24 protein-coding genes are annotated in these 25,286 nt (G+C 46.5%); 17 read left to right on the top strand and 7 right to left on the bottom strand.

What is annotated here, in order from left to right:
* Window positions 1-14: 14 nt before the first annotated feature.
* Entirely contained in the window at window positions 15-1,550 is a 1,536-nt protein-coding gene (gene gltX, locus ABHV44_RS01940) for a glutamate--tRNA ligase (protein ID WP_459072954.1), read from the top strand.
* An 11-nt stretch (window positions 1,551-1,561) separates the two neighbouring features.
* On the top strand, window positions 1,562-1,912 hold the full coding sequence (folB, locus tag ABHV44_RS01935) for a dihydroneopterin aldolase (RefSeq protein WP_459072953.1): 351 nt from the start codon (window positions 1,562-1,564) through the stop codon (window positions 1,910-1,912).
* Between the two features lie 4 nt (window positions 1,913-1,916).
* Here the strand turns inward: folB and ABHV44_RS01930 are convergent, their stop codons facing one another.
* The 3 genes from ABHV44_RS01930 to ABHV44_RS01920 all read right to left on the bottom strand — a co-directional run bounded on the left by ABHV44_RS01930 (window position 1,917) and on the right by ABHV44_RS01920 (window position 6,116).
* Entirely contained in the window at window positions 1,917-4,451 is a 2,535-nt protein-coding gene (locus ABHV44_RS01930; RefSeq protein ID WP_459072952.1) for a DUF7619 domain-containing protein, read from the bottom strand.
* 107 nt (window positions 4,452-4,558) lie between these two features.
* The gene (locus ABHV44_RS01925; protein WP_459072951.1) at window positions 4,559-4,918 is read right to left on the bottom strand and encodes an arsenate reductase family protein; all 360 of its coding nucleotides are present in this window, start codon (window positions 4,916-4,918) and stop codon (window positions 4,559-4,561) included.
* A 106-nt stretch (window positions 4,919-5,024) separates the two neighbouring features.
* Complete coding sequence (locus ABHV44_RS01920) at window positions 5,025-6,116, bottom strand: mannose-1-phosphate guanylyltransferase (protein WP_459072950.1); 1,092 nt, start codon at window positions 6,114-6,116, stop codon at window positions 5,025-5,027.
* A gap of 351 nt (window positions 6,117-6,467) precedes the next feature.
* Here ABHV44_RS01920 and mgtE point away from each other — a divergent pair, with 351 nt between their 5' ends.
* Both mgtE and ABHV44_RS01910 read left to right on the top strand, forming a co-directional pair.
* Window positions 6,468-7,814, top strand: coding sequence for a magnesium transporter (gene mgtE, locus ABHV44_RS01915; protein ID WP_459072949.1), 1,347 nt, complete (start codon window positions 6,468-6,470; stop codon window positions 7,812-7,814).
* Between the two features lie 143 nt (window positions 7,815-7,957).
* Window positions 7,958-8,938 carry a hypothetical protein gene (locus ABHV44_RS01910; RefSeq protein ID WP_459072948.1) on the top strand — a complete coding sequence of 327 codons (981 nt, stop codon included), beginning with the start codon at window positions 7,958-7,960 and terminating at the stop codon, window positions 8,936-8,938.
* A gap of 35 nt (window positions 8,939-8,973) precedes the next feature.
* Here the strand turns inward: ABHV44_RS01910 and ABHV44_RS01905 are convergent, their stop codons facing one another.
* From ABHV44_RS01905 to ABHV44_RS01895, 3 genes are all read right to left on the bottom strand, one after another.
* On the bottom strand, window positions 8,974-9,723 hold the full coding sequence (locus ABHV44_RS01905) for a flavodoxin family protein (RefSeq protein ID WP_459072947.1): 750 nt from the start codon (window positions 9,721-9,723) through the stop codon (window positions 8,974-8,976).
* 70 nt (window positions 9,724-9,793) lie between these two features.
* Window positions 9,794-10,417 carry a sprT domain-containing protein gene (locus ABHV44_RS01900; RefSeq protein WP_459072946.1) on the bottom strand — a complete coding sequence of 208 codons (624 nt, stop codon included), beginning with the start codon at window positions 10,415-10,417 and terminating at the stop codon, window positions 9,794-9,796.
* Window positions 10,401-10,571: a hypothetical protein gene (locus ABHV44_RS01895; RefSeq protein WP_459072945.1), complete on the bottom strand. Its 171-nt coding sequence runs from the start codon at window positions 10,569-10,571 to the stop codon at window positions 10,401-10,403. Before ABHV44_RS01895 ends, ABHV44_RS01900 begins: the two co-directional genes overlap by 17 nt.
* Window positions 10,572-10,676: 105 nt before the next feature.
* On the opposite strand from ABHV44_RS01895, the gene ABHV44_RS01890 reads away from it, so the two are divergent.
* The 12 genes from ABHV44_RS01890 to ABHV44_RS01835 all read left to right on the top strand — a co-directional run bounded on the left by ABHV44_RS01890 (window position 10,677) and on the right by ABHV44_RS01835 (window position 21,780).
* Entirely contained in the window at window positions 10,677-11,417 is a 741-nt protein-coding gene (locus tag ABHV44_RS01890; RefSeq protein WP_459072944.1) for an MlaE family ABC transporter permease, read from the top strand.
* Window positions 11,414-12,169: an ABC transporter ATP-binding protein gene (locus tag ABHV44_RS01885; protein WP_459072943.1), complete on the top strand. Its 756-nt coding sequence runs from the start codon at window positions 11,414-11,416 to the stop codon at window positions 12,167-12,169. The genes ABHV44_RS01890 and ABHV44_RS01885 overlap by 4 nt, the downstream gene beginning before the upstream one ends.
* 21 nt (window positions 12,170-12,190) lie before the next feature.
* Window positions 12,191-12,880 carry a nitroreductase family protein gene (locus tag ABHV44_RS01880; RefSeq protein WP_459072942.1) on the top strand — a complete coding sequence of 230 codons (690 nt, stop codon included), beginning with the start codon at window positions 12,191-12,193 and terminating at the stop codon, window positions 12,878-12,880.
* 95 nt (window positions 12,881-12,975) lie between these two features.
* Window positions 12,976-13,212 (top strand): acyl carrier protein, encoded by a 237-nt coding sequence (locus ABHV44_RS01875; protein WP_459072941.1) that lies wholly within the window; start codon window positions 12,976-12,978, stop codon window positions 13,210-13,212.
* Between the two features lie 21 nt (window positions 13,213-13,233).
* On the top strand, window positions 13,234-14,481 hold the full coding sequence (gene fabF / locus ABHV44_RS01870; protein ID WP_459072940.1) for a beta-ketoacyl-ACP synthase II: 1,248 nt from the start codon (window positions 13,234-13,236) through the stop codon (window positions 14,479-14,481).
* Between the two features lie 3 nt (window positions 14,482-14,484).
* Window positions 14,485-15,201: a ribonuclease III gene (rnc, locus tag ABHV44_RS01865; protein ID WP_459072939.1), complete on the top strand. Its 717-nt coding sequence runs from the start codon at window positions 14,485-14,487 to the stop codon at window positions 15,199-15,201.
* Between the two features lie 41 nt (window positions 15,202-15,242).
* Entirely contained in the window at window positions 15,243-15,650 is a 408-nt protein-coding gene (locus tag ABHV44_RS01860) for an IPExxxVDY family protein (protein ID WP_459072938.1), read from the top strand.
* Window positions 15,651-15,662: 12 nt separating this feature from the next.
* Window positions 15,663-17,081, top strand: a complete 1,419-nt coding sequence (gene pyk / locus ABHV44_RS01855) for a pyruvate kinase (protein ID WP_459072937.1) — start codon at window positions 15,663-15,665, stop codon at window positions 17,079-17,081.
* 184 nt (window positions 17,082-17,265) lie between these two features.
* Window positions 17,266-19,641, top strand: a complete 2,376-nt coding sequence (locus ABHV44_RS01850) for a TonB-dependent receptor (RefSeq protein ID WP_459072936.1) — start codon at window positions 17,266-17,268, stop codon at window positions 19,639-19,641.
* A gap of 1 nt (window position 19,642) precedes the next feature.
* Entirely contained in the window at window positions 19,643-20,482 is an 840-nt protein-coding gene (locus ABHV44_RS01845; RefSeq protein WP_459072935.1) for a DUF4249 domain-containing protein, read from the top strand.
* Window positions 20,483-20,560: 78 nt separating this feature from the next.
* Window positions 20,561-21,436, top strand: coding sequence for a cell division protein FtsX (locus ABHV44_RS01840; RefSeq protein WP_459072934.1), 876 nt, complete (start codon window positions 20,561-20,563; stop codon window positions 21,434-21,436).
* A gap of 62 nt (window positions 21,437-21,498) precedes the next feature.
* Complete coding sequence (locus ABHV44_RS01835) at window positions 21,499-21,780, top strand: DUF3098 domain-containing protein (protein ID WP_459072933.1); 282 nt, start codon at window positions 21,499-21,501, stop codon at window positions 21,778-21,780.
* Window positions 21,781-22,217: 437 nt separating this feature from the next.
* On the opposite strand, the gene ABHV44_RS01830 is transcribed toward ABHV44_RS01835, so the two are convergent.
* Window positions 22,218-23,201 carry a bifunctional phosphoglucose/phosphomannose isomerase gene (locus tag ABHV44_RS01830; RefSeq protein ID WP_459072932.1) on the bottom strand — a complete coding sequence of 328 codons (984 nt, stop codon included), beginning with the start codon at window positions 23,199-23,201 and terminating at the stop codon, window positions 22,218-22,220.
* Between the two features lie 227 nt (window positions 23,202-23,428).
* Between ABHV44_RS01830 and lysS the strand changes: the two genes are divergently transcribed.
* On the top strand, window positions 23,429-25,144 hold the full coding sequence (gene lysS, locus ABHV44_RS01825; protein WP_459072931.1) for a lysine--tRNA ligase: 1,716 nt from the start codon (window positions 23,429-23,431) through the stop codon (window positions 25,142-25,144).
* Window positions 25,145-25,286: the final 142 nt, after the last annotated feature.

Raw genomic sequence — 25,286 nt, 5'->3', positions numbered from 1 at the left:
AAATCAAATAAGATATGGCCAATCCATCTGTTCGCGTACGTTTCGCCCCAAGCCCCACAGGACCACTCCACATCGGTGGAGTCCGCACTGCACTTTACAACTACCTTTTTGCTAAAAAGCTGAACGGAACTTTCGTGCTTCGTATCGAAGACACGGATCAAACACGCTACGTGGCAAGTGCCGAAGATTACATCATGCGATCGCTGCAGTGGTGTGGTTTTGAACCGGATGAAAGCCCTGCAAAAGGTGGTGACTTTGGCCCTTATCGCCAGTCGGAGCGAAAAGACCTCTATAAAAAATACGTTGATCAACTGCTCGATGAAGGAAAAGCTTACATCGCTTTCGACACTTCTGAAGAGTTGGACGCTATGCGCAAAAAACTGGAAGAAGCAAAAGCCTCGAACCGCCAGTACAACTTCGAAACGCGCGGTGAGATGCGTAATTCTTTCACCCTTTCGAAAGAAGAAACTCAAAAGCTGCTCGATGAAGGTGCCGAGTACGTGATCCGTCTGGACATGCCTGCAGATGAAGAAATAATATTCCACGATGAAATTCGCGGAGAGGTTCGCGTGAACAGCAGCAACCTCAGCGATCAGATTCTCTTTAAATCGGATGGGATGCCGACCTACCACCTGGCCAACATCGTAGACGATCATCTGATGGAAATCTCTCACGTGATCCGCGGAGAGGAATGGCTGCCTTCAGCACCGCTTCACAAAATGCTTTACCGAGCCTTTGGCTGGGAAGACACCATGCCTAAATTTGCCCACCTGCCGTTGATTCTCAAACCCAACGGCAACGGTAAACTCAGCAAGCGCGATGGCGACAAAGGCGGCTTCCCGGTTTTTCCACTCGAGTGGAAAGACCCTGAAAGCGGGAATATTTCGATGGGCTACAAAGAAGAAGGCTACTTGCCGGAAGCTTTTGTAAACATGCTCGCCATGCTGGGCTGGAACCCGGGAACGGAGCAGGAGATCTTCACCATGAAGGAAATGGTAGAAGCTTTTTCTCTTGAGCGAGTGCAAAAAGCCGGAGCTAAATTCGATCCTGAAAAAGCGCACTGGTTCAACGAAAACTACCTGCGCCAAATGAAAGACAGCAAAATTGCTGAAGCCCTGAAGCCGGAAGCCGAAAAACTCGGGTTCAACAGCGACCTCAACTACCTGGAAAGAGTGAGTAAACTGATGAAAGAGCGAGTGACTTTTATCCCGCAAATGCTGAAAGACGGATCGTACCTTTTCGAAAAACCAACTGAGTATGACGCCAAAACGGTGAAGAAAAAGTGGAAAGAGCAATCACCGGAAATCGTGAGTGACCTCAAAGAGCGATTTGCAAAACTCAGCGACTGGAAAGCCGAAGAGCTGGAAAACACTTTCAAATCATATCTCGAGGAAAAAGGCGTTGGGTTTGGCCAGGCCGGACCAGCACTGCGCCTGGTGCTTACCGGAGAAGGTGGTGGTCCATCGCTTTTCGAAATCATCGAACTGATCGGCCGCGAAGAAACAATGGAGAGAATGGACAAAGGCGTGAGTGATCTCGCCAAAGCATAGAGATAGAGAGAATGGGAATTATCAGAGTTAATCAAATAAAGGTTTACGCCTACCACGGCTGCCTCGATGAAGAAGGCACTATCGGTTGCGACTACGAAGTGGATGTAGAGCTTCACACCGATTTTCAGGAAGCTGCGGAAAACGATGACCTCACCAAAACCATCGACTACGTGGTGGTGAACAGAGTCGTGAAAGAGGAGATGAAAATCCGCGCGAAACTCATCGAGCATGTTGGACTTCGCATAGTCCGCAAGCTCAAGTCAACGCTCGACACAGCCGAAAAAGTAATTGTCACCGTTCGCAAGATCAACCCACCGATCAACGGCCACGTGCACCACGTGAGCGTAACTCTGGAGGAGTAGTCTACTACCTGGCAATAAGCAATTTCTTCTGCCCGGAGAATCCTCGAAGATTCACGATGTAAGCACCTGCTGGAAGATCTGAAACAGAAAGTGATTCATTTTCGTTTTTCCATAGGAATTCTTTCACCAGCCTTCCTTGCATGTCTCTAATCTCAAGGACTTCTCCCACAGGGATATTTCCGCTTAAGAAAAGTTCATCATTTGCCGGATTTGGGAAGATTTCAAAGTTGGCCAGCGGTCCATTTTCGTGAACTGACACCTCACCTTCGATGGTGTGAATAGAGGTATTTGTGTAAATCGCATCGTTTTGATCGAAGTAAATCTCTGCCGAGTTTTCAATGGTGGTCCACCACGGTAGATCTTCTACCAGATTGATTTCGTACCAAAGTGTTCCGATGCTGCCCTCTGGGTTCGAGGCACTGTCGGGAAGCATGATGTTGTCGAACGTCCAGGTCGCTTCGCGAGTTTCCTGGTTGATTGTCACCGAGTACTCGTGAGAGGAGCTGCCGGGGTTGAAGCTCGACAAATTCAACTCCTCGGGAATCGTGTTTTTCACCACGACAGTTGTTGCCGGATAGTTTCCGGTATTCTGAAAGCGAATGCGGTATTTCAGCTCTTGAGTGGAGTCTGCAATCAACCCTTCTTGTCCGGCTCCGAGCGGAAACCCGTAGATGTCGTTGGGGTCGTAAGAACAAAAAAGTGAATCGGTCTGCGACTGGGTTACTGTGTTCACAACATTTCCCTGGTCGTCAAAAGTATTCAGTTCCCAGTCCGTGGAAACCTCTGTGCCGAGCAAGTCTGCAGTGGCATCTTCATACTCGATCCAAACGGTGGTCCAACCACCGAGTTGAATTTCCGAAATATCGAAAGTGAGTGTGTTTCCGTTTTGCGAAGTAAAAGGAGGAGAAGTGTTTTCTACTGTAAGAGCCGGGTCGTGAGTAAAAATCAATTCTCCTGTAGTGGGTTGATTTCCTACATTCTCTATCGGTATAGCTTGTTGAAAGTCGGTTTCGCACAGAAACGGAATTCCCGAATTCCAAAACGGCTGAAGATCCCAAACCGGATCATCCGAGTTGAGTCCAAAATTGTAGAAGAAAGTATTTTGCTCCCACTCACCAGCATTTGGGTTTGTGTAAACGGGCCAGTCGCTTTCATTGTAGGTTATAGTCACATCCTGAAACAGAACATAATCTTCAAACTCGTAGTAGCCGTCATTGTCGGTGAAAGTGGTCATGTTGCCATAATCCACTTGCACTCCAGCAATGCGGTTGAAATCCGGGTCGAAAAACTGCTGGTAAGTTGTGTCCTCAAAGACGTATCCCCAAATGAAAGGCTCTGCTGGATCTCCTTCGATAAATACGGTTTTTTCTAGTGCTAAGTAATACGGGTCGATTATTTCGCCTGAAAAAATTGTATCGGTCATCACCTGGTTTTCATCCAAAGAACCGACCAGGTAGGTTCCATTTTCTACCGTCACCTGCTCGTCTTCCCAGAAGTTTTCCATTTCAAGACGATAACATCCTGGCTCCTGAACAAAAAGATGATTTTGCCAGTCATTCTGCTGTCCAATCCACGCACTTTCATAAGAAGGAAACAAGTGAAGTGACATGTAATACTGTTGCCCTTGCACGTCAACCAACTCTCCCATGATGTGAGTGCCTATGGTATCCACCTCCTGAGTAGAGAGAGAGATTGTGTCGTTATAAAGTTGATCATTGTCATTAGCAATAGCCAACGTAATCTCTTCACCTCCCTGCAAGTTATCCGATTCGTAGATGAAGTTCTGGGATGTACAGCCTTCAAGGGTTTCGGTTATTGTAATTTGTTCCGAAAAATTCCCATTGACATACACATCAATATCCAGGCTGTTGATAGGTGTGGTGCTTTCGTTCGCAATGGTGTACTCAAACTCTGTCGGGTCACAGTTTGGGGAAGAATTGTAGGATCCTTCGGGCAATGCTGGGTCGAATGTTTCAAGATCTGTACAGCAATTTGAATATATACTCTGCATGAAGTCTGTTTCTGGACCTGCTCCCCACATTTCATTCTCAGGGCACAGAATTAAAAAAGGTCCCCACTCAATGAAATATTCGTTTATCTCATCATTATCTGATGCGAGAATTATTGGAATGGGATTGTTCTCAGTGTAGCTCAGGTCTTCATATCCTGGGCCATAGTCCTCAGAGTAGTCGAGGCCTGAAAGCGATTGCTCATCGGGAAAGCCGTATGTAGCTACATAGAGAATTACCACATCGCCTGTTCCTCCCATTCCATTAGAGCTGTAAAGTGCGGGAAGGTTGGCTTCTTCGTGAAGCTCCCAGGAGTTCTGGCTTATTTCTCCATTTTGATTTTCATATTGATAAAAGTGAAAGAGAATAACAGGTGTGCCGTTGTCCAAATACTCTTGAACATTGTGTGTGTTGCCGTCTATGTCAGTAGCTTCAAAAAGGAATGCAGGGTCGATTTCGTATTGACAATAACCAGCGGTGGCAGTGAAGAGGATTGCTGCAAAAAGGGAAAAGGTTCTCAGTAAAAACATAGTAGAATAGTTTAGATTCGATGGTAAGATATTAAATCGCTGAAAATCAGAAACACAAAAAACCGGCAATTACTGAAAAGCAAAGAGCCGGTTTATCAAAACAAAAGTTAAGTCACCCGATAAACATCGGTAGGAGTTTCGCAGATCACACACTTGTTGCGATACATGGCCACAGGGGACCTGAGCAGTGAGGGGCGACTTTTAAGCACCGAGTACCACTCATCGTTGGTGAGTTCCCGTCCGCGAATATTTTCCTGATAATAAGGATCTGCCTTGTTGACCAGTGACTTTCCGTCAAGCTTCAACTTGTCGAGCAGCATTCCAAAAAGAGTGTCGGAAACTCGCACAGAATTTACCTCCTGGCGATTGATTTTTTTGGTTATAGTGAGGGCGTATGCGAGTGTTTTGCGATCCTTGTCGTTATTGTTGTTGTAAAGCAGAATAAACTCGTTTTTGTCGTAGTGCATGACCTGAAGATTTTGATGGGTGAACGCTATGAAGATAGCTAATCCATCTCACAAAGTCAATAAAAAACTGATCGACAAACACTTGCAGGATCTTTAAGAAAAACGGCTAAACGTACTTATCGCCTTTTTCCACCTTGATGTCCTGCACCATGGTTTTGATTTTTTGCTCGTCTTCTTTTTTGCAGACAAGCAACGTGTCGTTCGACTCTACCACGATGTAGCCGTTTAATCCCTGCAGCACAACCAGCTTGTCTTTTGGAACATTCACCATGTTGTTGGCGCAGTTGTAGAGCATTACATTTTTACCGATAACTGCATTCTTATGATCGTCCTGCGGCACGTGCGTATAGAGTGAGCCCCAGGTTCCCAAATCGCTCCAGCCAAAGTCTGAAAGCACTACATTCACATTCTTCGCTTTTTCCATCACACCATAGTCAATGCTGATGTTCTCGCAGGTGGAATAGGTGTTTTTTATGAAAGCCTCTTCTTCTGGAGTGTTGTACTTGCCCATTCCAGCCTGAAAGGCTTCGTAGATGTCTGGCAGGTGCTGACTGAAAGAGCGTTGAATGGCTTCGAGCGTCCACACAAAAATGCCAGAGTTCCAGTAGAAATCTCCAGATGCCAGGAAGTTCTTAGCCAAGGTGATATCTGGTTTTTCTGTAAACGTAACCACCTCTTTTACCCGATCGTCCACAGCTTCATCAAAATCTTCGAACTGAATGTAGCCATAGCCCGTGTCGGGGCGCGATGGCTTAATCCCAAGAGTCATCAGGTTGCCGCTCTTGCGGGTTTGCTCCAGAGCAATCTCTATGGTTTTCACAAACTCATCTTCTCGCGTAATCAGGTGATCGGAAGGGGCTACAATGACTGAAGCATTAGGGTTTTGCGCCTGAATTCTAAAGTTGGCGTATGCAATGCACGGTGCTGTGTTTCGCATGTAGGGCTCGGTGAGCACTTGCTCTTCAGCAACTTGGGGGAGTTGCTCTAAAACCAGGTTTTTGTAATTGACATTGGTGACAATCAGAATATTTTCTTCAGGACAAATCTTCGACAAGCGCTCAAAAGTCATCTGGATCAGTGTCTGCCCTGTTCCGAGGATGTCGTGAAATTGCTTTGGGAAAGTCGATCGGCTCATCGGCCAAAAGCGGCTTCCCACTCCTCCGGCCATTATTATGCAATAGTTGTCTTTATTTGCCATTGTCAATTGAGGTTAATCAGCGCGGTTTGCGAGCGAGCACACAAACCATTTCCATTTCATCACATTTATTTTCCGTCTGCTATAAACCTAAAGATCGAGCAGCTGCGTTGTCATCCAGGTTGAAAAGCAAAATTTCTCGCATTTTCACAGCCGCAGCAAAACTACTAAAAAGCGTCCATCAAATTTTGATTTTCGCCACAGGTTGAACCAGCCAAACTTATAGGAATACCACTGTCGACAAGAAGTCCAGCTCGTTTTAAATTCTCGTTAACTTCTTATTCTACGAAGCTGAGCTTTGCAGATTTTCTTGCCATAAATTGGATACTTTTGTCTGAACAGGTTACAGAAAAAATGGAAGAAGCTTTAGACAGAGAGCACATTGAGCGAATGATTGAAGCGCGGGAGTTGCTCAACCTCCGTCACGAACTCGAGACCTGGGAGCCTTACGAAATCGCCACGCTGCTCACCGACCTGGATGCTCCCGAAGACATCATCGTTTTTAGACTGCTTCCGCACGAACTGGCAACGGACGTTTTTCAGGATCTCACCTACGACAAGCAGCAAGAACTGATTGACGTGCTTGCGGAAAAGCAAAATCGACTTGCCAGTCTACTGAACGATCTCGACCCTGACGATCGTACTCAGCTGCTCGAGGAAATGCCGGGACCTGTAGCACAGCGGCTCATCCAAATTCTCTCCCCGGAAGAGCGAAAAGTCACCACCAAACTTCTCGGCTACCCCGAAGAAAGTATCGGTCGACTGATGACGCCAGACTTTGTGGCGGTACGCCCGCATTTCACCATCAGAGAAACACTTCAGCACATCCGAAACTTTGGAAAAGACTCGGAGACGCTCAACGTGATTTACGTGACTGACGAGTCATGGACGTTGATTGACGACCTGCGCGTGCGAGAAATTTTGCTGGCCGAGCCCGATCAAAAAATCAGCGATCTGATGGATAACAAGTTTGTGGCGTTGTTGGCTACAGACGACCAGGAAAACTCCGTGAAAGCTTTTCGCGACTACGATCGAATTGCCCTTCCGGTGACCGACACCCGGGGTGTGTTGCTGGGAATAGTTACTGTCGATGACGTGCTCGATGTAGCAGAAGAAGAGGCAACAGAAGATTTCCACCGATTTGGTTCCATCTCAGATGCCGTGATGAATCCACTGAAAGCAAAAGTCTCTTACCTTTTCAAAAAGAGAATCGTTTGGCTTTTCGCCCTTGTTTTTATGAACGTGTTTTCAGGAGCGGCAATCGCCAGTTTTGAAGACACGATTGCCGAGGTCGTTTCGCTGGTTTTCTTTTTGCCGCTGCTCATCGATTGTGGAGGAAATGCCGGAGCTCAGTCGGCAACGCTCATGATTCGAGCCATGGCCACAGGCGAAGTGCAGATGAAAGACTGGCTCAGACTGGTTGGAAAAGAAGTTCTTGTGGGAATTTTACTCGGTGTAACGATGGCGCTTGCTGTAGGGCTGGTGGCGAGTTTCCGCGCTCCAGATATCATTGTCGTAGTAGCGCTCACCATGGTCAGCATCGTGGTGGTTGGAAGTATCGTTGGGTTAACACTTCCATTTGTTTTCACGCGCTTTGGAGCCGACCCGGCCACCGCCAGCGCACCGCTGATCACATCTATTGCAGACATTTCAGGGGTGCTCATCTATTTTTCTATCGCTTCCTGGTATTTGGGGATGTAAACCGGGGTTCAACTGGCCAAGCGACTCCCAACCCTGAATTTTTATTTGTGTATTTGTTTTTGGTTCATCTTACGCATTCCTGAGATTTTCAATTCTTTATATATATTTGAAAAACAACCATTGAACTAACCAAAACTACCAAAATGAAAGAGCTCAACTCTTACACCTTAAAACTAAAACTAGACCGACATAAGCTGAGCTTTAAGCTCTCCGAAAACGAAGACTCTCTAGAGCTTGGAGGTTCTGGAAACCTCTCTAATGAAAACTTTTTGAAGTCAACCATTCCAATGATAGCCGGTGCGCTTGCACTTCTTATTTTTCTAATATTGATAGCGGCTGTTGGCAGATCATTTATTATCCTGATTTTCCTGTCGGTCGCTTTATTCGGATTTGGAGCTTCAGCCAGAAAAAAGACTAAATCCAGAAAGGCAGGAAATATCGATCTCAAGGTCTTTGAAAAAGGAAGAATCCGGTTTTTCTCAGTATATGAAGATAAAGAGTTGACTTTCAGACAGCAGGATATTACAGACCTAATCATACGAACGGACAGAGACATTGAAAGCCAGGGCGTGCGAGGGAGACTCTCAATTGTTTCTCAGGATGAAAAAGAGTTCACACTGCTCGAAATTTGGGATGATAAAAAAGCTCTTCTCAAAGAAGATCTTGAATATGTCAAATCCTACATCCTCAAAATATGTCAGTTCAGCTTCAGCAAAAATCCTTCACCCGCCAATAGAACTGGCGAAGAATCTCCTTCGACAAATTTTCCTACCCAATCTGCTGAAAGCACTACAGATAAAAAAACCCACAGAGACAACATCAGAAAGTCTAAGGTCAGATCCGGAATTCATGTTAAAACCTCATTCTATCCCCTGGCCTGGCTAATGTTTTTTTGTACTCCAAAAATTGAAGTTAATGGTGAGACATCTGCTCATGATTGGGGGATGACTTTCTTCGAGCTTGCACCCGGTAATCATAAAGTTAGAGTGTATGTCCCCTATTTTCTAAATCGCTATTGCGGAGACAACGACATTAATGTCAACATAAAAGAAGGTGAGATCAGAACTGTATCTTTTAAGATGCCAATCATTCTCTTGGCGAAAGGAAGAATTGAAGTGCTCTAGAAAAGTCTTGCACTTACTTATGACAGCAGCATCTTTTAATTCCTGTACTCCGGATTCGGATGATCTTTATCTGCTTTCTTCTTCCACTCCGTTGCACGATTTCCATAGGCCGGAACACCACCATTGTCTTTTAGCAATTTCGCCAAATGCATCAGGTTCCAGGTCATGAAGGTCGTGTTGCGGTTAGTGAAATCGTTTTCCGGTCCGCCACTTCCTTCATCGAGATAGGATGCACCGGGACCTGCTTCGCCAATCCAGCCCGAGTCGGCCTGTGGCGGAATAGTGTACCCGAGGTGCTGCAATGAGTAGAGCAAATTCATAGCGCAGTGTTTGATGCCGTCTTCATTCCCAGTGATGATGCACCCGCCTGCTTTTCCGTAGTAGGCGTACTGGCCACTTTCGTTTAGCTCAGCGGAACAACCGTAGAGTCTTTCAATCACTTTCGAGGCCACCGAAGATTTTTCGCCAAGCCAGATGGGAGTTCCAATCACCAAAATGTCCGCGTCCATTACTTTTTTCTGAATAGGTGGCCACTCGTCTTTGTCCCACCCGTGCTCGGTCATGTCGGGAAAAACGCCCGTGGCGATGTCGTGATCAACAGCGCGAATCATTTCTGTCCTGATGCCATTACCCTCCATGATGGACTTTGACATATCCATCAATCCGGCTGTGTTCGAAATTTCAGGGGATTTTTTTAATGTGCAATTGATAAAAACTGCCTTCAGGTCAGAGAAGTCGACCGGGCTGTTTTCATTTAACTCCTTTTGATAGTTACTCAGTTCCATAAAAGAATCGATTCTGTTCGTAGGAACTAATCAATCGTTAGGAACCAAAGTTCACAAAAAGTCTGAAACACTAGTTTTCAATTGGCTTCACTTCTGCCAGCGGATGAAAAAGGTATTTTTTGTTGGAAGAAACTTCGATGCACTGATATCGCCTGCGCAGTTTTTCGCCTTTTTTGAACACTCTTTTTTCATGGAAAATAAAAGTGGAGTTAGCCGGAAGCTCTTCGAGGTGGATGGTCGACTTGTTTTTGTCGTAGTTGCGCAGAGCTCGCGAAAGGTTTAGGTCGGAACACGATGCAGCTGCAGGATTGTTCATGTATTTCGTCAAAGCGCGGTAAACGTCTTCTGGAAAAATGCTCAGCTCCAAAATCGGGTCCATCAATTCCTTAAAATCAGTCTTCCACTCCACACCGTGAGGTTTCACTTTATTTTGGTGTTTTTCCCAGGTGGTCATGTGGGCAATTTCGTGAACGAGGGTAATCAAAAACCCATAGCGATTCAAGTCACCGTTCACACTGAGATGATGAACTTTTCTTTTGCCATGTGCTGGCCGAAAATCTCCGAGCTTAGATTTTCTTCCCGGGGTCACTTTTAGATGACAACGATGTGTCCGCAGGTATTTGCAAACCAACGGAAGCGCTTCGCCAGGAACAAATCGCGAAAGTCCTTTTTCGAGATCAGTCGAATTTTTCAAGAGAGTTTTGTGTAGCAGAGTTTGACAAATCGATGTGATCCCAGGTGGGGCAATCGCATTTTTTGTTTCGTCTGTTTCCAGCGCAAGAGCTCATTGTGAGTGCGATGAGAAAAAACACCAAAAAGAAATAAACCGGATAACGCTTAGTCGACATCTTATTTGCAGTTTTGTCAAAAGTATGAATAATAAAACGGGGTGAAGTGAAATTTATTAGCCCCTTCCGATGTTCGGTTGTCAATACTTATTTTAGCAACTTCATATGAATCTAATCAGCGAAGTCGGCAGGTATTTCTTGATGCTCGCTCAGGTTTTCTCAAAACCAGAGCGGTTCATCATCTATTGGCGCCAGACGGTTCTCGAAGCCGACAAAATCGGTGTGAAATCGCTGGGAATCATTTCGCTACTCTCGGTTTTCATGGGAGCGGTAATTACGCTGCAAACGGCTTCGAATATCGAAAGTGCCTGGATTCCGGTTTACACGATTGGTTTCACCGCCAGGCAAACCATGATTCTGGAGTTTAGTCCCACAATCATTTCTCTGATTTTGGCCGGTAAAGTCGGCTCCAACATCGCTTCAGAGATAGGAACCATGCGTGTGAGCGAACAGATCGATGCGCTCGAAATCATGGGGATCAATTCGGCAAGCTTTCTCATCCTACCCAAAATTGTTGCTGCCATTTTCCTTTTTCCTTTTTTGATTGTGATCAGCATGTTTTTGGGGATTTATGCCGGGGCTCTTGTTGGAGAGTGGTCTGGAGTCATCACAATGAACGACTTTGCTTACGGAATCCGTTTCGATTTTAGAGCGTATACCGTTTTTTATGCGCTTGTGAAGACGGTTGTTTTCGCATTCGTCATCACATCTGTTTCTTCATTTCACGGTTATTATACTAGCGGAGGTGCTTTGCAGGTGGGTCGATCGAGCACCCAGGCGGTTACCAATAGCAGCGTCATTATTATTTTGTCGAACTACGTTCTAACACAACTCATGCTCCTGTGATAGAAGTAAAAAACATATCGAAGTCGTTTGGCGAACACGATGTTCTTAAAGGCATCACAGCGAATTTCACTCCCGGAAAGGTGAGTTTTATCATCGGGCAGAGTGGATCGGGAAAATCGGTTCTCACCAAATGTATCGTAGGTTTGGTTAAGCCTGATTCTGGCGAGGTTTATTTCGATGACCGGGATTTCTACGCCATGACCCGAAAGGAGCAAAAAACCATCCGTAAAGAAATCGGGATGCTTTTTCAGGGGTCTGCCCTTTTCGATTCTCAAACGGTGGAGGAAAACATCATGTTTCCGCTCCAGATGCTAGGAAAGATGAGCAAGAAGGAAATGCTCGATCGGGTGAACACCTGCCTCGAAAGAGTGAATCTCCCGAACACGAACCACCTGATGCCAGCTGAGCTAAGTGGTGGGATGAAAAAACGCGTGGGTATTGCCCGTGCGATTTCTGTGAACCCGCGTTACCTTTTTTGCGATGAGCCCAACTCTGGCCTCGATCCGCAGACGGCAATTGTAATCGACAATCTGATTCACGACATCACGCGAGAGTTCAATATCACAACCGTGGTTGTTTCTCACGACATGAACTCCGTGATTGAAATCGGAGACGAGATTAACTTTATTCACAAAGGACTGATTGCATGGCACGGTACCAAGGACCAAATCCTAAAAACCGATCACAAGGAGCTGAACGAATTTGTATATGCTTCGGAATTCATGCAGCAGGTGCGTGAAAACCTTAAGTAGACTAACCTTAACTTTTTTATCATGAGCAAACACGCATTCATACCTTATAAAGGGATGCAATTCAGCGATGAGGAAATGTTGAAGCGCAGCCGCGACTTCTACAATTTCATGAACCTTAGGAGAAGTATTCGCGAGTTTTCTGACCAACCTGTTGATCTGGAAATTATTGAAAACGCCATTCGAACTGCTGGCACTGCACCTTCAGGGGCACACAAACAACCGTGGACCTTCTGCATCGTATCCGACCCTGCAGTGAAAAAAGAAATTCGAGAGAAAGCAGAAGCCGAAGAACTCGAGAGCTACACCAACCGGATGAGTGATGAATGGCTCGATGCTATTGAGCCACTCGGCACCGATCACCACAAGCCGTTTTTGGAAATTGCTCCTTACCTGGTGATCATTTTTAAAAAAGTGTACGACAAGAGTGCTGAAGGTGAAAAACAGACAAACTACTACGTTAGCGAATCTGTTGGCATCTCAGCGGGAATGTTTCTTTCGGCTATTCACCAGTCTGGTTTGGCAGCTTTAACACACACACCAAGCCCGATGAATTTTCTCTCCGAAATCCTCGACAGGCCGAAGAATGAGCGTCCTTTTTTACTCATTCCTGTTGGGCATCCTGCAGAAAATGCTCAAATCCCCGATCTAAAGCGAAAGGAATTAGATGAGATTGCTGTATATTACAGTCGCCAAAACACAGGCCAGCATTGACTTATACGCCTTGTTTGAGGGCGAATTCAAAATTTTGTTTTAAAAAAGAAGTTTTGCTTACTTTGCAGCCTGATTAATCACAAAAACCGTTTAAAATGTCAGATATTTCTTCTAAAGTGACCGCCATCATCGTTGATAAATTGGGCGTTGATGAAAGCGAAGTAAACAACGAAGCTAGCTTCACCAACGACCTCGGAGCGGACTCCCTGGATACAGTAGAGCTGATCATGGAATTCGAGAAAGAATTCAACATCGCTATCCCAGACGACCAGGCTGAGAAAATTCAGACTGTTGGTCAGGCTGTAGAATACATCGAAAACAACACTAAGTAAAAATATTTTACCCCCGAATTTATGGAGCTGAAGCGCGTGGTCGTAACCGGTTTAGGTGCCCTGACACCCATTGGAAATACTGTCGAAGAATATTGGCAGGGATTGACTAATGGCGTTAGTGGTGCGGCTCCGATCACGCACTTCGATGCTTCTAAATTCAAAACCCAGTTTGCCTGCGAGGTGAAAGGCTACAACGCGGAAGATCACTTCGACCGCAAAGAGGCCCGCAAACTCGACCCTTATGCGCAATACGCTTTGGTGACTGCCGAGCAGGCAATGAAAGATTGTGGCATCGACCTGGAAAGTGTAAACACCGACCGCTTTGGAGTGATCTGGGGATCGGGAATTGGTGGTTTGCAAACTTTTCAGGAAGAGTGCTTCGCTTTTGCTAAAGGTGACGGCACTCCGCGATTCAACCCGTTCTTCATCCCCAAGATGATTGCGGATATCGCTTCCGGCCACATCTCTATTAAGTACGGCCTAAGGGGTCCAAACTTTACAACCGTTTCTGCTTGTGCATCTTCTACAAACGCACTGGCTGATGCCTTTAACTACATTCGTCTCGGAAAAGCCGACATGTTTGTAACAGGTGGTAGTGAAGCTACAGTAAACGAAGCCGGAATTGGAGGATTCAACGCACTTCACGCGCTCTCCAAAAACAACGAGAATTACAAGACTGCTTCTCGTCCGTTTGACAAAACCCGCGATGGTTTCGTCCTCGGTGAAGGTTCTGGCGCACTCATTCTCGAAGAGTACGAGCACGCCAAAGCACGTGGAGCAAAAATCTACTGCGAGGTTGTAGGTGCCGGACTGTCTGCAGACGCTCACCACATGACAGCGCCACATCCTGAAGGTTTGGGTGCAATCAATGTGATGAAAGCGGCTCTCGAAGACGCACACATGGATCCATCAGAGATCGATTACATCAACGTGCACGGTACTTCCACTCCACTAGGAGATGTTGCGGAGCTGATTGCTATCAAAGACGTTTTTGGTGATCACGCTTACGACCTCAACATTTCTTCTACAAAATCGATGACCGGACACTTGCTCGGAGCCGCAGGAGCTGCTGAAGCTATTGCCTGTATTCTCGCTCTTCAAAATGGCATCGTACCTCCAACCATCAACCACGAGCACGAAGACCCTGAGATGGACAACAATCTCAACCTGACGCTCAACAAAGCTCAGAAGCGCGAAATCAAAGCCGCTTTGAGTAACACCTTCGGTTTTGGAGGTCACAACACTTCTGCAATCTTCAAAAAGATATAGCCTTTGTGGAATATCAGTTGGTTTAAGAAAACGACCGACCGCGAAAAGCAGGTTTCTCAATTCATCAAAAATTCTTTTGGCTTCAAACCGAAGCAACTCGATTATTACGTGCAGGCTTTGCGACACAGCTCTGCTTCAAAATCGATTGCACGGGGAGTGAAGAACAGCAACGAACGCCTTGAGTTTTTGGGTGATGCCATCCTCGATGCAGTTTTGGCAGACTACCTCTACGCCAACTATCCAAAAACTCCCGAAGGCCAGCTCACAAAAATGAAAGCCAAAGTGGTCAGTCGAAAATACCTCAACGTGGTTGGGGAGAAAATCGAGCTCGACAAAAACCTTCAGCTGAATCTCGGAAAGCAGGAGCTTCAAAAATCGCTGGTCGGCAATGCATTGGAAGCAGTAATTGGAGCGATTTACCTGGACAAAGGCTACGATTTTGCTTCGCGAGTTACACTGGAATTGCTGAAAAAGTACGATCTGGAAAAGAAAGTGCACGCCACTACGGATTTCAAATCGAAGCTTCACGAATGGTGTCAAAAGCACCGGAAGTCTCTTACCTTTGAAATGGTGAAAGAAGAACTCAGTAACGGAAAAAGCACCTACGAGATGGCCGTGAAGGTCGAGGGCACCGAAGCAGGAAGAGGGATTGGTACCAACAAAAAACTCGCTGAGCAACAAGCCGCAAAAAAAGCGTTGAAAAAGCTCGTCAGAAGGTAGCTCCTTCTGCACTACCTTGCAACCGAAGTTAAATTAGGTTTATGTTACACCGACTGGAAATCGAGTACGACTATGATTTTCTACTTTTGGGCATTAGTTGTCACGAAAAGGAATACAGACTGTGCTGGTTTCTGAACAGGGCACTTGGTCTGCAGATGTCGTTGCAACAACCTATTGAAATGACACTAAAGAACAGCACCAGTCGACACACACTCTACACTCACGAAGAAGATGAAGGAGTGCGGTTCGACCTGATAGCAAACCGAGCCGAGGGTGGTTACATTTGCCCGGAATACAAGCAGGTCGATTATTTGCTGAGGCTAAACAACGACATGCCTGTTGACACCACCGAGTTGCTGAAGACCGTGAGAAAAATTCCGATTGTGATAACAGCTTTCGAAATTGCTGTAGAAAACCTCAAATCGAAGGGAAACCTCGTTTTGGATTGATTAAAGAATACCATGAAAAGAACAAAAATAGTAGCGACCATAGGACCGGCATCTTCCGATAAGGGAGTGCTCAAAGAAATGATTCAGGAAGGGCTCAACGTTGTGAGGTTGAATTTTTCTCATGGCCTCCACGAGGAGTACCAAAGAGTGATTTCTGACGTGCGAAAACTTGATGAAGAGCTCGGAACTCACACAGCAATTCTGGCTGATTTACAGGGTCCGAAACTCCGCGTTGGCGATATGAAAGACGATGGTGTGGACATTAAGCCGGGGTCTGAAATTGTGATAACGACCAAAGAGCTAGTTGGCGATGAAAAGCGTGTTTCCACCACCTACAAGCAATTTCCAAAGGATGTGAAGCCAGGCGAACAGGTTCTCCTTGATGACGGGAAACTTGAACTCGAAGTGCTTTCTACCAACGGCAAAGATGAAGTAACGCTGAAAGTCATTTACGGAGGTGTGCTGTCTTCCAACAAAGGAATCAACCTCCCCAACACAAAGATTTCTCTTCCCTGCCTCACGAAAAAAGACCTTAAGGACCTCGACTTCGCACTCGATCAAAATGTGGATTGGATCGGACTGTCTTTTGTCCGCTCTGCGCGAGACATCATTGAGCTGAAGCACATCATCCGCGAAAAGGAAAAAGACTCGAAGGTGGTGGCAAAAATCGAAAAGCCAGAAGCGATTGACGACATCAACGACATCATTAAGGAAACGGATGCCTTGATGGTAGCACGTGGAGATCTGGGTGTGGAAATCCCGATGCAAAACGTTCCGCTCATCCAAAAGATGCTGATCAAAAAGTGCATCAAAAACGGCAAGCCGGTAATTGTTGCTACTCAAATGATGGAATCGATGATTACCAACATCAGGCCTACAAGGGCTGAGGTAAATGATGTGGCAAATGCTGTAATGGATGGCTCCGATGCCGTGATGCTCAGCGCGGAAACTTCCGTTGGAAAATATCCTGTTCAGGTGATTAAAGCAATGGTAAACATTGTGCAAGAAGTTGAAAATTTCGAAAGCATCTACTACCACGAAACGGCTCCGGCAGAATCTCGCGAAGAGCGATTTATTTCTGACTCGATTTGCTACAATGCGTGCCGACTGGCCAAACGCGTTGACGCCAAAGCGATCATCACCATGACTCACTCGGGATACACCGGAATAAAAGTCTCGAGCCAAAGACCGAAGTCACACATCTTCGTTTTCACCGGAAACAAGAAGATTCTTTCGATGATGAGCCTGGTTTGGGGTGTACGTGCGATCTACTACGACAAAATGGTGAGCACCGATCACACCATTGCCGACATCAAGTACATCCTGAAGAAAAAAGGTCACATCGAAGAGGGCGATCTGATCATCAACATCGCTTCGATGCCAATTTCGGAAATGGGCATGTCGAATATGGTGAAGCTCACAAAAACATAAGGTTCTTGCCGACTGGCATTCATTGATTTCCGTTCATGGATAATTTCTAATTGCTTAACACAATTGGGTGTTGAGGAATGGAGTTTTATCCAAATATTTGCACTCCATTTAGAAGACTGCCAATTAATTGATTGTCTGCTGATGGAGAAGTGATTACAACAAAATCAATAGTGCTTTCCAACCTATGTTAAACCCTACTAAGGCCATAAGCTCCATGCTAAAGCTGCAATGGCTGAAAACTTCAGTTTCCGTTTGTGCCCTTTTTCTCCTTTGCCTCACGGCAAGCGCACAAAATAAGTCGACACTCAGCGGCACCATTTCAGATAGCAAAACCGGAGAAACATTAATCGGAGCCACGGTCACCGTAAAATCAACAGGGCGGGGCGTGAGCACCAACGCCTATGGCTACTACTCACTGTCGGTACCGAAAGGAGAGTACGAAGTGCTTTTTTCTTTTATCGGCTACAAAACAGAGACAAAAACGATTGACCTCAACGAAGATGTGAAGCTCGACCTGGAGCTCTCACCTTCTAGTGTGGAACTCGAAGAAGCTGTAGTTGAAGGCACTTCCGAAGCCCGAAAAAATGTGGAATCGGTCGAGATGAGTACTGTGAACATGAGCATGGAAGCCATCAAAAAGATTCCCGCTTTCATGGGCGAAGTGGACGTGATAAAAGCCATTCAGCTCTTGCCAGGCGTGCAAACCGTTGGAGAAGGCGGTTCGGGATTTTACGTTCGCGGTGGTGCTGTAGACCAAAACCTCATTCTACTGGATGAAGCTACAGTGTACAACGCTTCTCACCTGCTCGGGTTTTTCTCGGTTTTCAACTCAGATGCCATAAAAGATGTGCAGCTCTACAAAGGCGGAATTCCCGCTCGCTACGGTGGGCGACTTTCTTCGGTGCTCGACATCCGCATGAAAGAAGGAAACGCTAAAGAATTTACCGGCTCTGGAGGAATCGGAACTGTTGCCTCAAGATTAACCCTGCAAGGACCAATCAAAAAAGACAAAGGAGCATTTCTCATTTCCGGAAGAAGGACTTACGTGGATTTGTTCCTTAAACTTTCGCCCGAACAGGCACTTCAGGATTCGAGGCTTTACTTTTACGATTTCAACGCCAAGGCCAACTACAAGCTCAGTGAAAACGACCGACTTTTTGCCTCCGGCTACTTCGGTCGCGATGTGTTTGGCTTTTCCGACCTTTTCAGCTTTGCCTGGGGAAACACTACCGGGACTCTGAGATGGAATCACATTTACAACAGCAAGCTCTTTTCAAACATCACTTTTGTTTACTCTGACTACGACTACCGTCTGGCTCAGGAAGACGACCAGCTCGGCTTTGAGTGGAGAAGCAACATCGAGGACATCTCACTAAAAGCCGACTACAACTACTACGCAAACTCCAGAAATAATTTGAGGTTTGGTGCTTCGCTGATCAAGCACAAATTAAACCCTGGTGAAACCCGGTCCACTGGCAGCGAGTCGATTTTGAACGACATCAACATTAGTCTCGACAATGCTCTCGAAGGTGGAATTTACGTGAGTAACGAACACGAAATCACTGAAAAGTTCACAGCAATTTACGGTCTGCGATACTCGGTATTTCTCAACATGGGCGAAGGCACGCAGTGGGACTACAATGATGTTTACGAACCAGTGGACTCTACCTACTACGGCAAGTGGGACGTTTACAACGCTTTTGGCGGATTTGAACCGCGCCTGGGATTGAACTATCAACTCAACGAATCGAGCAGCGTGAAAGCCAGCTACAACAGAATGTACCAGTACATGCACCTGGCATCGAACTCCACTTCAGCTTCACCGCTGGATGTTTGGTTTGTTTCGAGCCCAACAGTGAAACCACAGATTGCGGATCAGGTGGCAGTGGGATACTTCAGAAACTTTTTGGACGACCAACTTCAGGGATCAGTTGAAGTGTACTACAAAGGCATGCAAAACTCGATTGACTTTAAAAACCACGCCCAGCTTTTGCTGAACAAGCACCTCGAAGGTGAACTGCGGTTTGGTGAAGCAAGAGCCTACGGTCTGGAACTCATGGTTCGCAAAGAAGTGGGCGACCTCACAGGGACAATCGGTTACACCTTGAGCCGCACCGAGAGGAAAATTCCGGAAATACAGGAAGACTGGTTCCCGGCTCAGTACGACAAAACCCACGACCTCTCCATCATGGCCGCCTACACACTCAACAAGCGATGGAGCTTCGGAGCCAATTTTGTCTACTCCACCGGAGCTGCAGTCACTTTCCCGACAGGAAGGTTTGAGTACATGGGCGAAGTGGTGCCCGTTTACTCAGACCGAAATGGTGAGCGAATGCCTGCCTACCATCGACTCGACCTGTCAGCAACGCTGCAAAGCAAAAAGAACGAAACACGCAAATGGGACGGAGAATGGGTGTTTAGCGTTTACAACGCCTACTACCGCAAAAATCCATATTTGATAAACTTTAGGCAAGATGCCAACATGCCTAACGAAACGTACGCGGAGCTTGTCTACCTGCTCCCAATCGTCCCTGCTATCACCTATAACTTTAGCTTTTAACATGAAAAATTTGAAATTCATACTGCCTGTTCTGCTCTGTGTTGGATTTTATTCTTGCACAGAAAGAATTGACCTGGAGCTGAATGATCAGGAAAACGAACGTCTTGTTGTGGAAGGATGGATTACCGATCAGGAAAAGGCTCACACTGTGGAACTCACGCTCACTTCGAGCTACTTTGAAAATCAGCCTGCACCGAGAGTGATGGGTGCTGAGGTGACCATCAGCGATGGTGAAACCACCTGGACACTCAGCGAAAACGAACCGGGAATTTACCAGACTACTCCTGATGTGGCTGGTGAAGCCGGAAAAACCTACACGCTCACCATCGACTACGAAGGGCAAACCTACACAGCTACGAGCTTTATGAGGCCGGTCGCTCCGGTCGACTCAATGGCTTTCGAATACATCGATCCTTTCGAGGAGTTTGGCTTTGAAGGCGACCCCTATTACGAAGTAAAAGTGTGGACTCAGGAGCTTGCTGGACTTGGCGATTGCTACACCTGGTTTTTGGAAGTGAACGGTGAACAGCAGCGAGATACGCTCTCGGAGCTCTCGTTTGTAAATGACGATCTCTACGATGGAAACTACGTGGCCAACACGGCTATCGACATTTTGGAAATTGGCGAAGAAGCCAATGCCGGAGACACAGTATACCTGGAGCAGTGGAACATCGGAATCAAAGCCTACGACATTTTTAATGGGATTCTTACAGAAACCGACTGGGGCGGAGGTCTTTTCGACACGCCACCTGCCAATGTGGAAACCAATCTTTCGGAAGGCGCCATCGGGTATTTTGGCGCTGCCAGCGTGAGTTCACGCACGGCCATTATTCCCGAATGAGGTAGTTAACTATCCATTGGGAATAAAATTGCAGAAGCTCCCGTTTGCACTGAAAATGCAATTGTTAATTTAGTCGCCATGTCGAAATCACCTTTCAAATCGTCATCAGGCAGAAACTGGACAGCCACGCTTTCTACCATTATCGGGATTGCCCTGGTGCTCTTCATGCTGGGAATGCTGAGTCTCGTGCTGATCAACGCTAACAAGCTTTCGACCTACTTCCGCGAGAACGTTACAGTTCAGGTTTTTCTGAAGGACGATGTGAAAGAAGTTGAGATTTTGCAGCTAAAGAAATTTCTCGAAGCGGAAGAATACACCCGGGCCGCTACGCACATCACTCAGGAAGAAGCTGCTCGCGAAATGGAACAGGAACTCGGTAAAGAATTTGTCGACTTCCTCGGATTCAATCCAATTCCCGCAAGCATCGACCTGAAGCTCAACAGTAGCTACGCCCAGCCCGACAGTCTCCAGTGGATCGAACAAGATATCATCCATCAGGCTGAAGTGAAAGAAGTGGTTTACCAAAAGGTGCTTTTTGAAAATATCGACAAGAACATCCGAAAGTTCAGTTTGATTCTTGGGATAATCAGCATTGTGCTTCTTTTGGTTGCCGTGGCGCTCATCAATAACACTATCCGATTAGCCATTTTTTCTAAAAGATTCTTAATAAAAAGTATGCAGCTGGTAGGCGCAACCAGGGGCTTCATTGTGCGGCCATTTATCTGGCAGGGCATCTGGCACGGACTTATTGCGGGTATCATTGCATTGGCTTTGATAGTCGCTCTAATCTACTTCAGTCGCAGCTTTTTCCCCGATTTCTTTAAGTTTCAGGACATCGAAACTTTCGGTCAGCTCTTCGGAGTCATCTTCCTTTTGGCCATTTTGATTTCATGGATTTCTACGAGCATGGCCGTTGGAAAATACATCCGTTTGCGTCAGGATCAGCTTTATTGAGCTCAACTGCGACTTGTGCATTCCACAGAAAATTTATCTTTGTTCGAGACAACCCAACGATTATGAAAAACGAGAAGTCACCCAAAAAACCGATGCAGGAATTCGCCTTTGGACGCGAAAACTACATTATGCTCATCATTGCTATTTGCATCATCGTACTTGGGTTCATTCTCATGAGTGGCGGTGGCAGCAAGGATCCGGAAGAATTTAGCGAAGAAATTTTCAGCTTCCGCAGAATAACACTCGCACCAATCGTTGTGCTTTTCGGCTACTTTTTTGTGATGTACGCCATCATGAAAAAACCCAAGGGAAAGAAGGGTGAAGAAGCTGAGCAGCAGGCATAGTCGCAAGCTCCAAAAAACAAATTTCAAATCTCAAATTCCGAGTCTACTCCATTCGCGTGTCGCCTCAGTTTCAACCAGCTTCATCAACGAGAAACAAACAGATTGAAATTGTAGATCCTTCACCCAAGGCTAAGTTAGAAGGTTTGATGGTAAGGCTTTCGGACTGAATAATGCCGCAGTTTACGCTAGTAAATGAGGAATGTTGAAGCTCTTATAACGCAGCCAGCGAGCTTTATTAACAGCCGGTTAGAACTCCCTGTCTACAACAAAATTCACTAGAATAACATCCAATTGAAAATTGAAACCTTTCAACCAAGGCTGAATTAGAAAGTTTGATGGCAAGGCTTTCGAAATGAAAAACACCGCAGCTTACTACTGTAAGTGAGGATGTTTTGAAGTTCGAGTAACGCAGCCAGCGGGCTTTAAAATTCGGCCGACTAGACTTTGGAGAGTTCGCCCTTTAGATACTCGATTACCTCAATCTCTACCGGATCAACTTCGCGCTTTTCGGCCATGAGTTGAGAAACCCAGTCGCCAACGTAAATCAGGTAGAAAGCACGCTCTACGGCAGATTCTCCCTCGGCCCAAAGTTCATTTACGCGATCACACTTCCCTTCGAAAATCGGTTTGCAAACGTCCATTCGGAATGCGTTTCTCTTTTGATCATCCTTTGTGCGAAGCATCAAAACTGAAAGCTGATTGCTGCCGCCTTTCCAGCCAACGAGCTCGTTGTGGTTCATTTCTGGGAAAACGTGATGCCAGCAGAGTATCTTCGAGTTTTCGTTGAGCTGTTGTCTCCAGCGAACGGCCACTCCCTCGAGGTGTGACTCAATATAAATTACTGGAGTGCGTCCGTCAAAAGCCTTCACGATTTCGCCTGCTTTTTCTTTAATCGCCTCTTTGTTTGTCGTCAGCAAATCCGATGCTGCAGAGAGCTCATCGATGTGGTTGGACGGAATCACTCCGTAGGCGTTGAGGATGAAAAACTGCTGCACGGCTGAATAGCCAAACATGGCTCGCGGAGGATTTCCACCGGGAATCACCACGTGATCGAGGTTCTCTTTTCCGGCCATTTCGAGCACTTCTCCACCTGAAGTAATGCAAGCCACTTCCGCTCCGCGATCGAGGGCTGTGCGCATGGCTGTCAGCGTCTCTTCGGTATTCCCCGAGTAGCTCGACACAATCACAAGCGACTTCTCATTCACAAATCCCGGAAGCGTGTAATCGTTGTTTACCAAAATCGGCACGTTGGCTTCCTTGCTCACGAGCTGAGAAACGATTTTTCCGCCAATTCCCGAACCACCAAGACCAGTGATCACAACGTTCTCCACCTGCTTCTTGGCTGTATTGAAGTTCGCCTTTTGCCCAATTTCAAGGGCGTGCTGAATATGTTTTGGAAATTGCTCAATGAGTTGCTTCATCGCTGAAAAGTACTTGCTTTAGAAAATTGTTTTGCTCCCGTGTGATCTTCGGCAGGCAAAGCCGCCAATCGCACGCGCTCACAAAAGTAGAATTATTCTCTGTTTTTGTGCGTTCGGCCGTGAAGATATCATTTTACATCGCTATTTCAGGTCGCTCTATTTAATATCTTTGCACCCTTATTTTTTAAAATCTGCCGCTGATTAATGCGGCTAACAAACAGAGAATTATGAGTCTTTCCCTTTCTGATCAGGAACGCATGAGACGCGAGGCGCTGAAGCAGCTTCGCGATTTGGGTATCGATCCTTACCCGGCTGCCGAGTTTGAAACATCTGCCAAAGCTGCCGAAGTCAAGGAAAAGTACGAAGAAGGAAAGGAAGTGGTACTTGCCGGAAGGTTGATGAACCGCAGGATAATGGGAAAGGCGTCTTTTGCCGAGTTGATGGACGCTTCGGGTCGCGTGCAGATTTACGTGAACCGCGATGAGCTGTGCCCCGGAGAGGACAAAACCATGTACAACACGGTTTTCAAAAAACTGCTCGACTACGGTGATTTTATCGGAGTAAAGGGCGAGCTCTTCAAAACTCAGGTTGGGGAAATTTCAGTGAAAGTCACCGAACTTACCGTGCTTAGCAAAACGCTGCGCCCACTGCCGGTTGTGAAAAAAGATGCTGAAGGAAAGCGCTACGACTCGTTCACGGATCCGGAGCTTCGTCACCGCATGCGCTATGTTGATCTAGTGGTAAACGACAAAGTGAAGGAAACTTTCATTGCCCGCACAAAGGTGATGAACACGATGCGCAATTTCTTCAACGAAAAAGGATACTTCGAAGTGGAAACGCCCATCCTGCAGCCAATCCCAGGGGGAGCTGCAGCGCGTCCATTTGTGACTCACCACAACGCACTCGACATTCCGCTCTATCTCCGAATCGCCAATGAGCTCTACCTCAAGCGACTGATTGTTGGCGGTTTTGAAGGCGTTTATGAATTCAGCAAAGACTTCCGAAACGAGGGAATGGACAAAACCCATAACCCGGAGTTTACAGTAATGGAGATCTACGTAGCCTACAAAGACTACAAGTGGATGATGAACTTCACTGAGGAGATGCTGGAGCGCGTTTGCACCGAATTGCACGGCACCACAACAGTGAAGCTCGGTAACAAAGAAATAAATTTCCAGGCGCCATTTCAGCGCGTGACCATGCGCGATTCGATTCTCGAACACACAGGAGTTGACATTGCCGGTATCAGCGAAGATGAGCTCCGCCAGGCTTGCGACAAGCTAAAAATTGAGCACGACCCGAGCATGGGTAAAGGAAAGTTGATCGATGAGATTTTTGGCGAGAAATGCGAGCCGAACTACATCGAGCCGACTTTCATCACCGACTACCCAAAAGAAATGTCTCCGCTGTGTAAAACGCACCGCGACAACCCCGAGTTTACGGAGCGATTTGAGCTGATGGTAAACGGGAAAGAAGTGGCCAACGCCTACTCTGAGTTGAACGATCCGATCGATCAGCGCGAGCGATTTGAGGAGCAGCTAAAGCTCTCTGAAAAAGGCGATGACGAGGCGATGTTTATCGACCAGGATTTCTTGCGTGCACTCGAGTACGGAATGCCGCCAACAAGTGGAATGGGAATCGGGATCGACCGACTGGTAATGCTTTTGACCGATAATGAGTCTATTCAGGAAGTGCTGTTTTTCCCTCAGATGCGTCCGGAAAAATTTGAGCAGGCAGCCACACCGGCTGATTTTGAGAAAATTGGTGTTCCAGGTGAGTGGGCAGAGCACATGGTTGATGCCGGATTTGATACTGTTGGCGAATTGAAGAAAACCAAAGCGACAGCAATCCACCAAAAGCTCAACGGCTTCCGCAAAAAGAACAAACTCGACATCCCGGCCGTTCAGCTAGAGGATGTGAAAGAATGGGTTGGAGAGGACTAGCCTTTATTCCTCCTTGCGTTTTGTGAGCTCATAGGTTGATCAAGTTCACTCAAAGGCCGCAGCATGATTGGGGACCGGCCTTGAGCTCGCGCAAAAATTTTTCAAAATCGAAACTTACGCAGACCGAGAAGCCGACAGGATC

This window comes from Halocola ammonii (assembly GCF_049334165.1).
In the GTDB taxonomy this organism is placed as follows: domain Bacteria; phylum Bacteroidota; class Bacteroidia; order Flavobacteriales_D; family Sanyastnellaceae; genus JBEGHD01.
The sequence above is the reverse complement of the archived record's forward strand: the minus strand, read 5'-3'. Positions and strand labels throughout refer to the sequence as shown.

Excerpts from the sequence above, each read along its gene's own strand:
- ABHV44_RS01925 (WP_459072951.1), bottom strand. The coding sequence starts at position 4,918 with ATGCACTACGACAAAAACGAGTTTATTCTGCTTTACAACAACAATAAC.
- folB (WP_459072953.1), top strand. The coding sequence starts at position 1,562 with ATGGGAATTATCAGAGTTAATCAAATAAAGGTTTACGCCTACCACGGC.
- ABHV44_RS01830 (WP_459072932.1), bottom strand. The coding sequence starts at position 23,201 with ATGAAGCAACTCATTGAGCAATTTCCAAAACATATTCAGCACGCCCTT.
- ABHV44_RS01845 (WP_459072935.1), top strand. The coding sequence starts at position 19,643 with ATGAAAAATTTGAAATTCATACTGCCTGTTCTGCTCTGTGTTGGATTT.
- ABHV44_RS01875 (WP_459072941.1), top strand. The coding sequence starts at position 12,976 with ATGTCAGATATTTCTTCTAAAGTGACCGCCATCATCGTTGATAAATTG.
- pyk (WP_459072937.1), top strand. The coding sequence starts at position 15,663 with ATGAAAAGAACAAAAATAGTAGCGACCATAGGACCGGCATCTTCCGAT.
- gltX (WP_459072954.1), top strand. The coding sequence starts at position 15 with ATGGCCAATCCATCTGTTCGCGTACGTTTCGCCCCAAGCCCCACAGGA.
- ABHV44_RS01890 (WP_459072944.1), top strand. The coding sequence starts at position 10,677 with ATGAATCTAATCAGCGAAGTCGGCAGGTATTTCTTGATGCTCGCTCAG.
- mgtE (WP_459072949.1), top strand. The coding sequence starts at position 6,468 with ATGGAAGAAGCTTTAGACAGAGAGCACATTGAGCGAATGATTGAAGCG.
- ABHV44_RS01850 (WP_459072936.1), top strand. The coding sequence starts at position 17,266 with ATGTTAAACCCTACTAAGGCCATAAGCTCCATGCTAAAGCTGCAATGG.
- lysS (WP_459072931.1), top strand. The coding sequence starts at position 23,429 with ATGAGTCTTTCCCTTTCTGATCAGGAACGCATGAGACGCGAGGCGCTG.
- ABHV44_RS01880 (WP_459072942.1), top strand. The coding sequence starts at position 12,191 with ATGAGCAAACACGCATTCATACCTTATAAAGGGATGCAATTCAGCGAT.
- ABHV44_RS01860 (WP_459072938.1), top strand. The coding sequence starts at position 15,243 with ATGTTACACCGACTGGAAATCGAGTACGACTATGATTTTCTACTTTTG.
- ABHV44_RS01930 (WP_459072952.1), bottom strand. The coding sequence starts at position 4,451 with ATGTTTTTACTGAGAACCTTTTCCCTTTTTGCAGCAATCCTCTTCACT.
- fabF (WP_459072940.1), top strand. The coding sequence starts at position 13,234 with ATGGAGCTGAAGCGCGTGGTCGTAACCGGTTTAGGTGCCCTGACACCC.
- ABHV44_RS01920 (WP_459072950.1), bottom strand. The coding sequence starts at position 6,116 with ATGGCAAATAAAGACAACTATTGCATAATAATGGCCGGAGGAGTGGGA.
- ABHV44_RS01895 (WP_459072945.1), bottom strand. The coding sequence starts at position 10,571 with ATGTCGACTAAGCGTTATCCGGTTTATTTCTTTTTGGTGTTTTTTCTC.
- ABHV44_RS01840 (WP_459072934.1), top strand. The coding sequence starts at position 20,561 with ATGTCGAAATCACCTTTCAAATCGTCATCAGGCAGAAACTGGACAGCC.
- ABHV44_RS01905 (WP_459072947.1), bottom strand. The coding sequence starts at position 9,723 with ATGGAACTGAGTAACTATCAAAAGGAGTTAAATGAAAACAGCCCGGTC.
- ABHV44_RS01910 (WP_459072948.1), top strand. The coding sequence starts at position 7,958 with ATGAAAGAGCTCAACTCTTACACCTTAAAACTAAAACTAGACCGACAT.
- ABHV44_RS01835 (WP_459072933.1), top strand. The coding sequence starts at position 21,499 with ATGAAAAACGAGAAGTCACCCAAAAAACCGATGCAGGAATTCGCCTTT.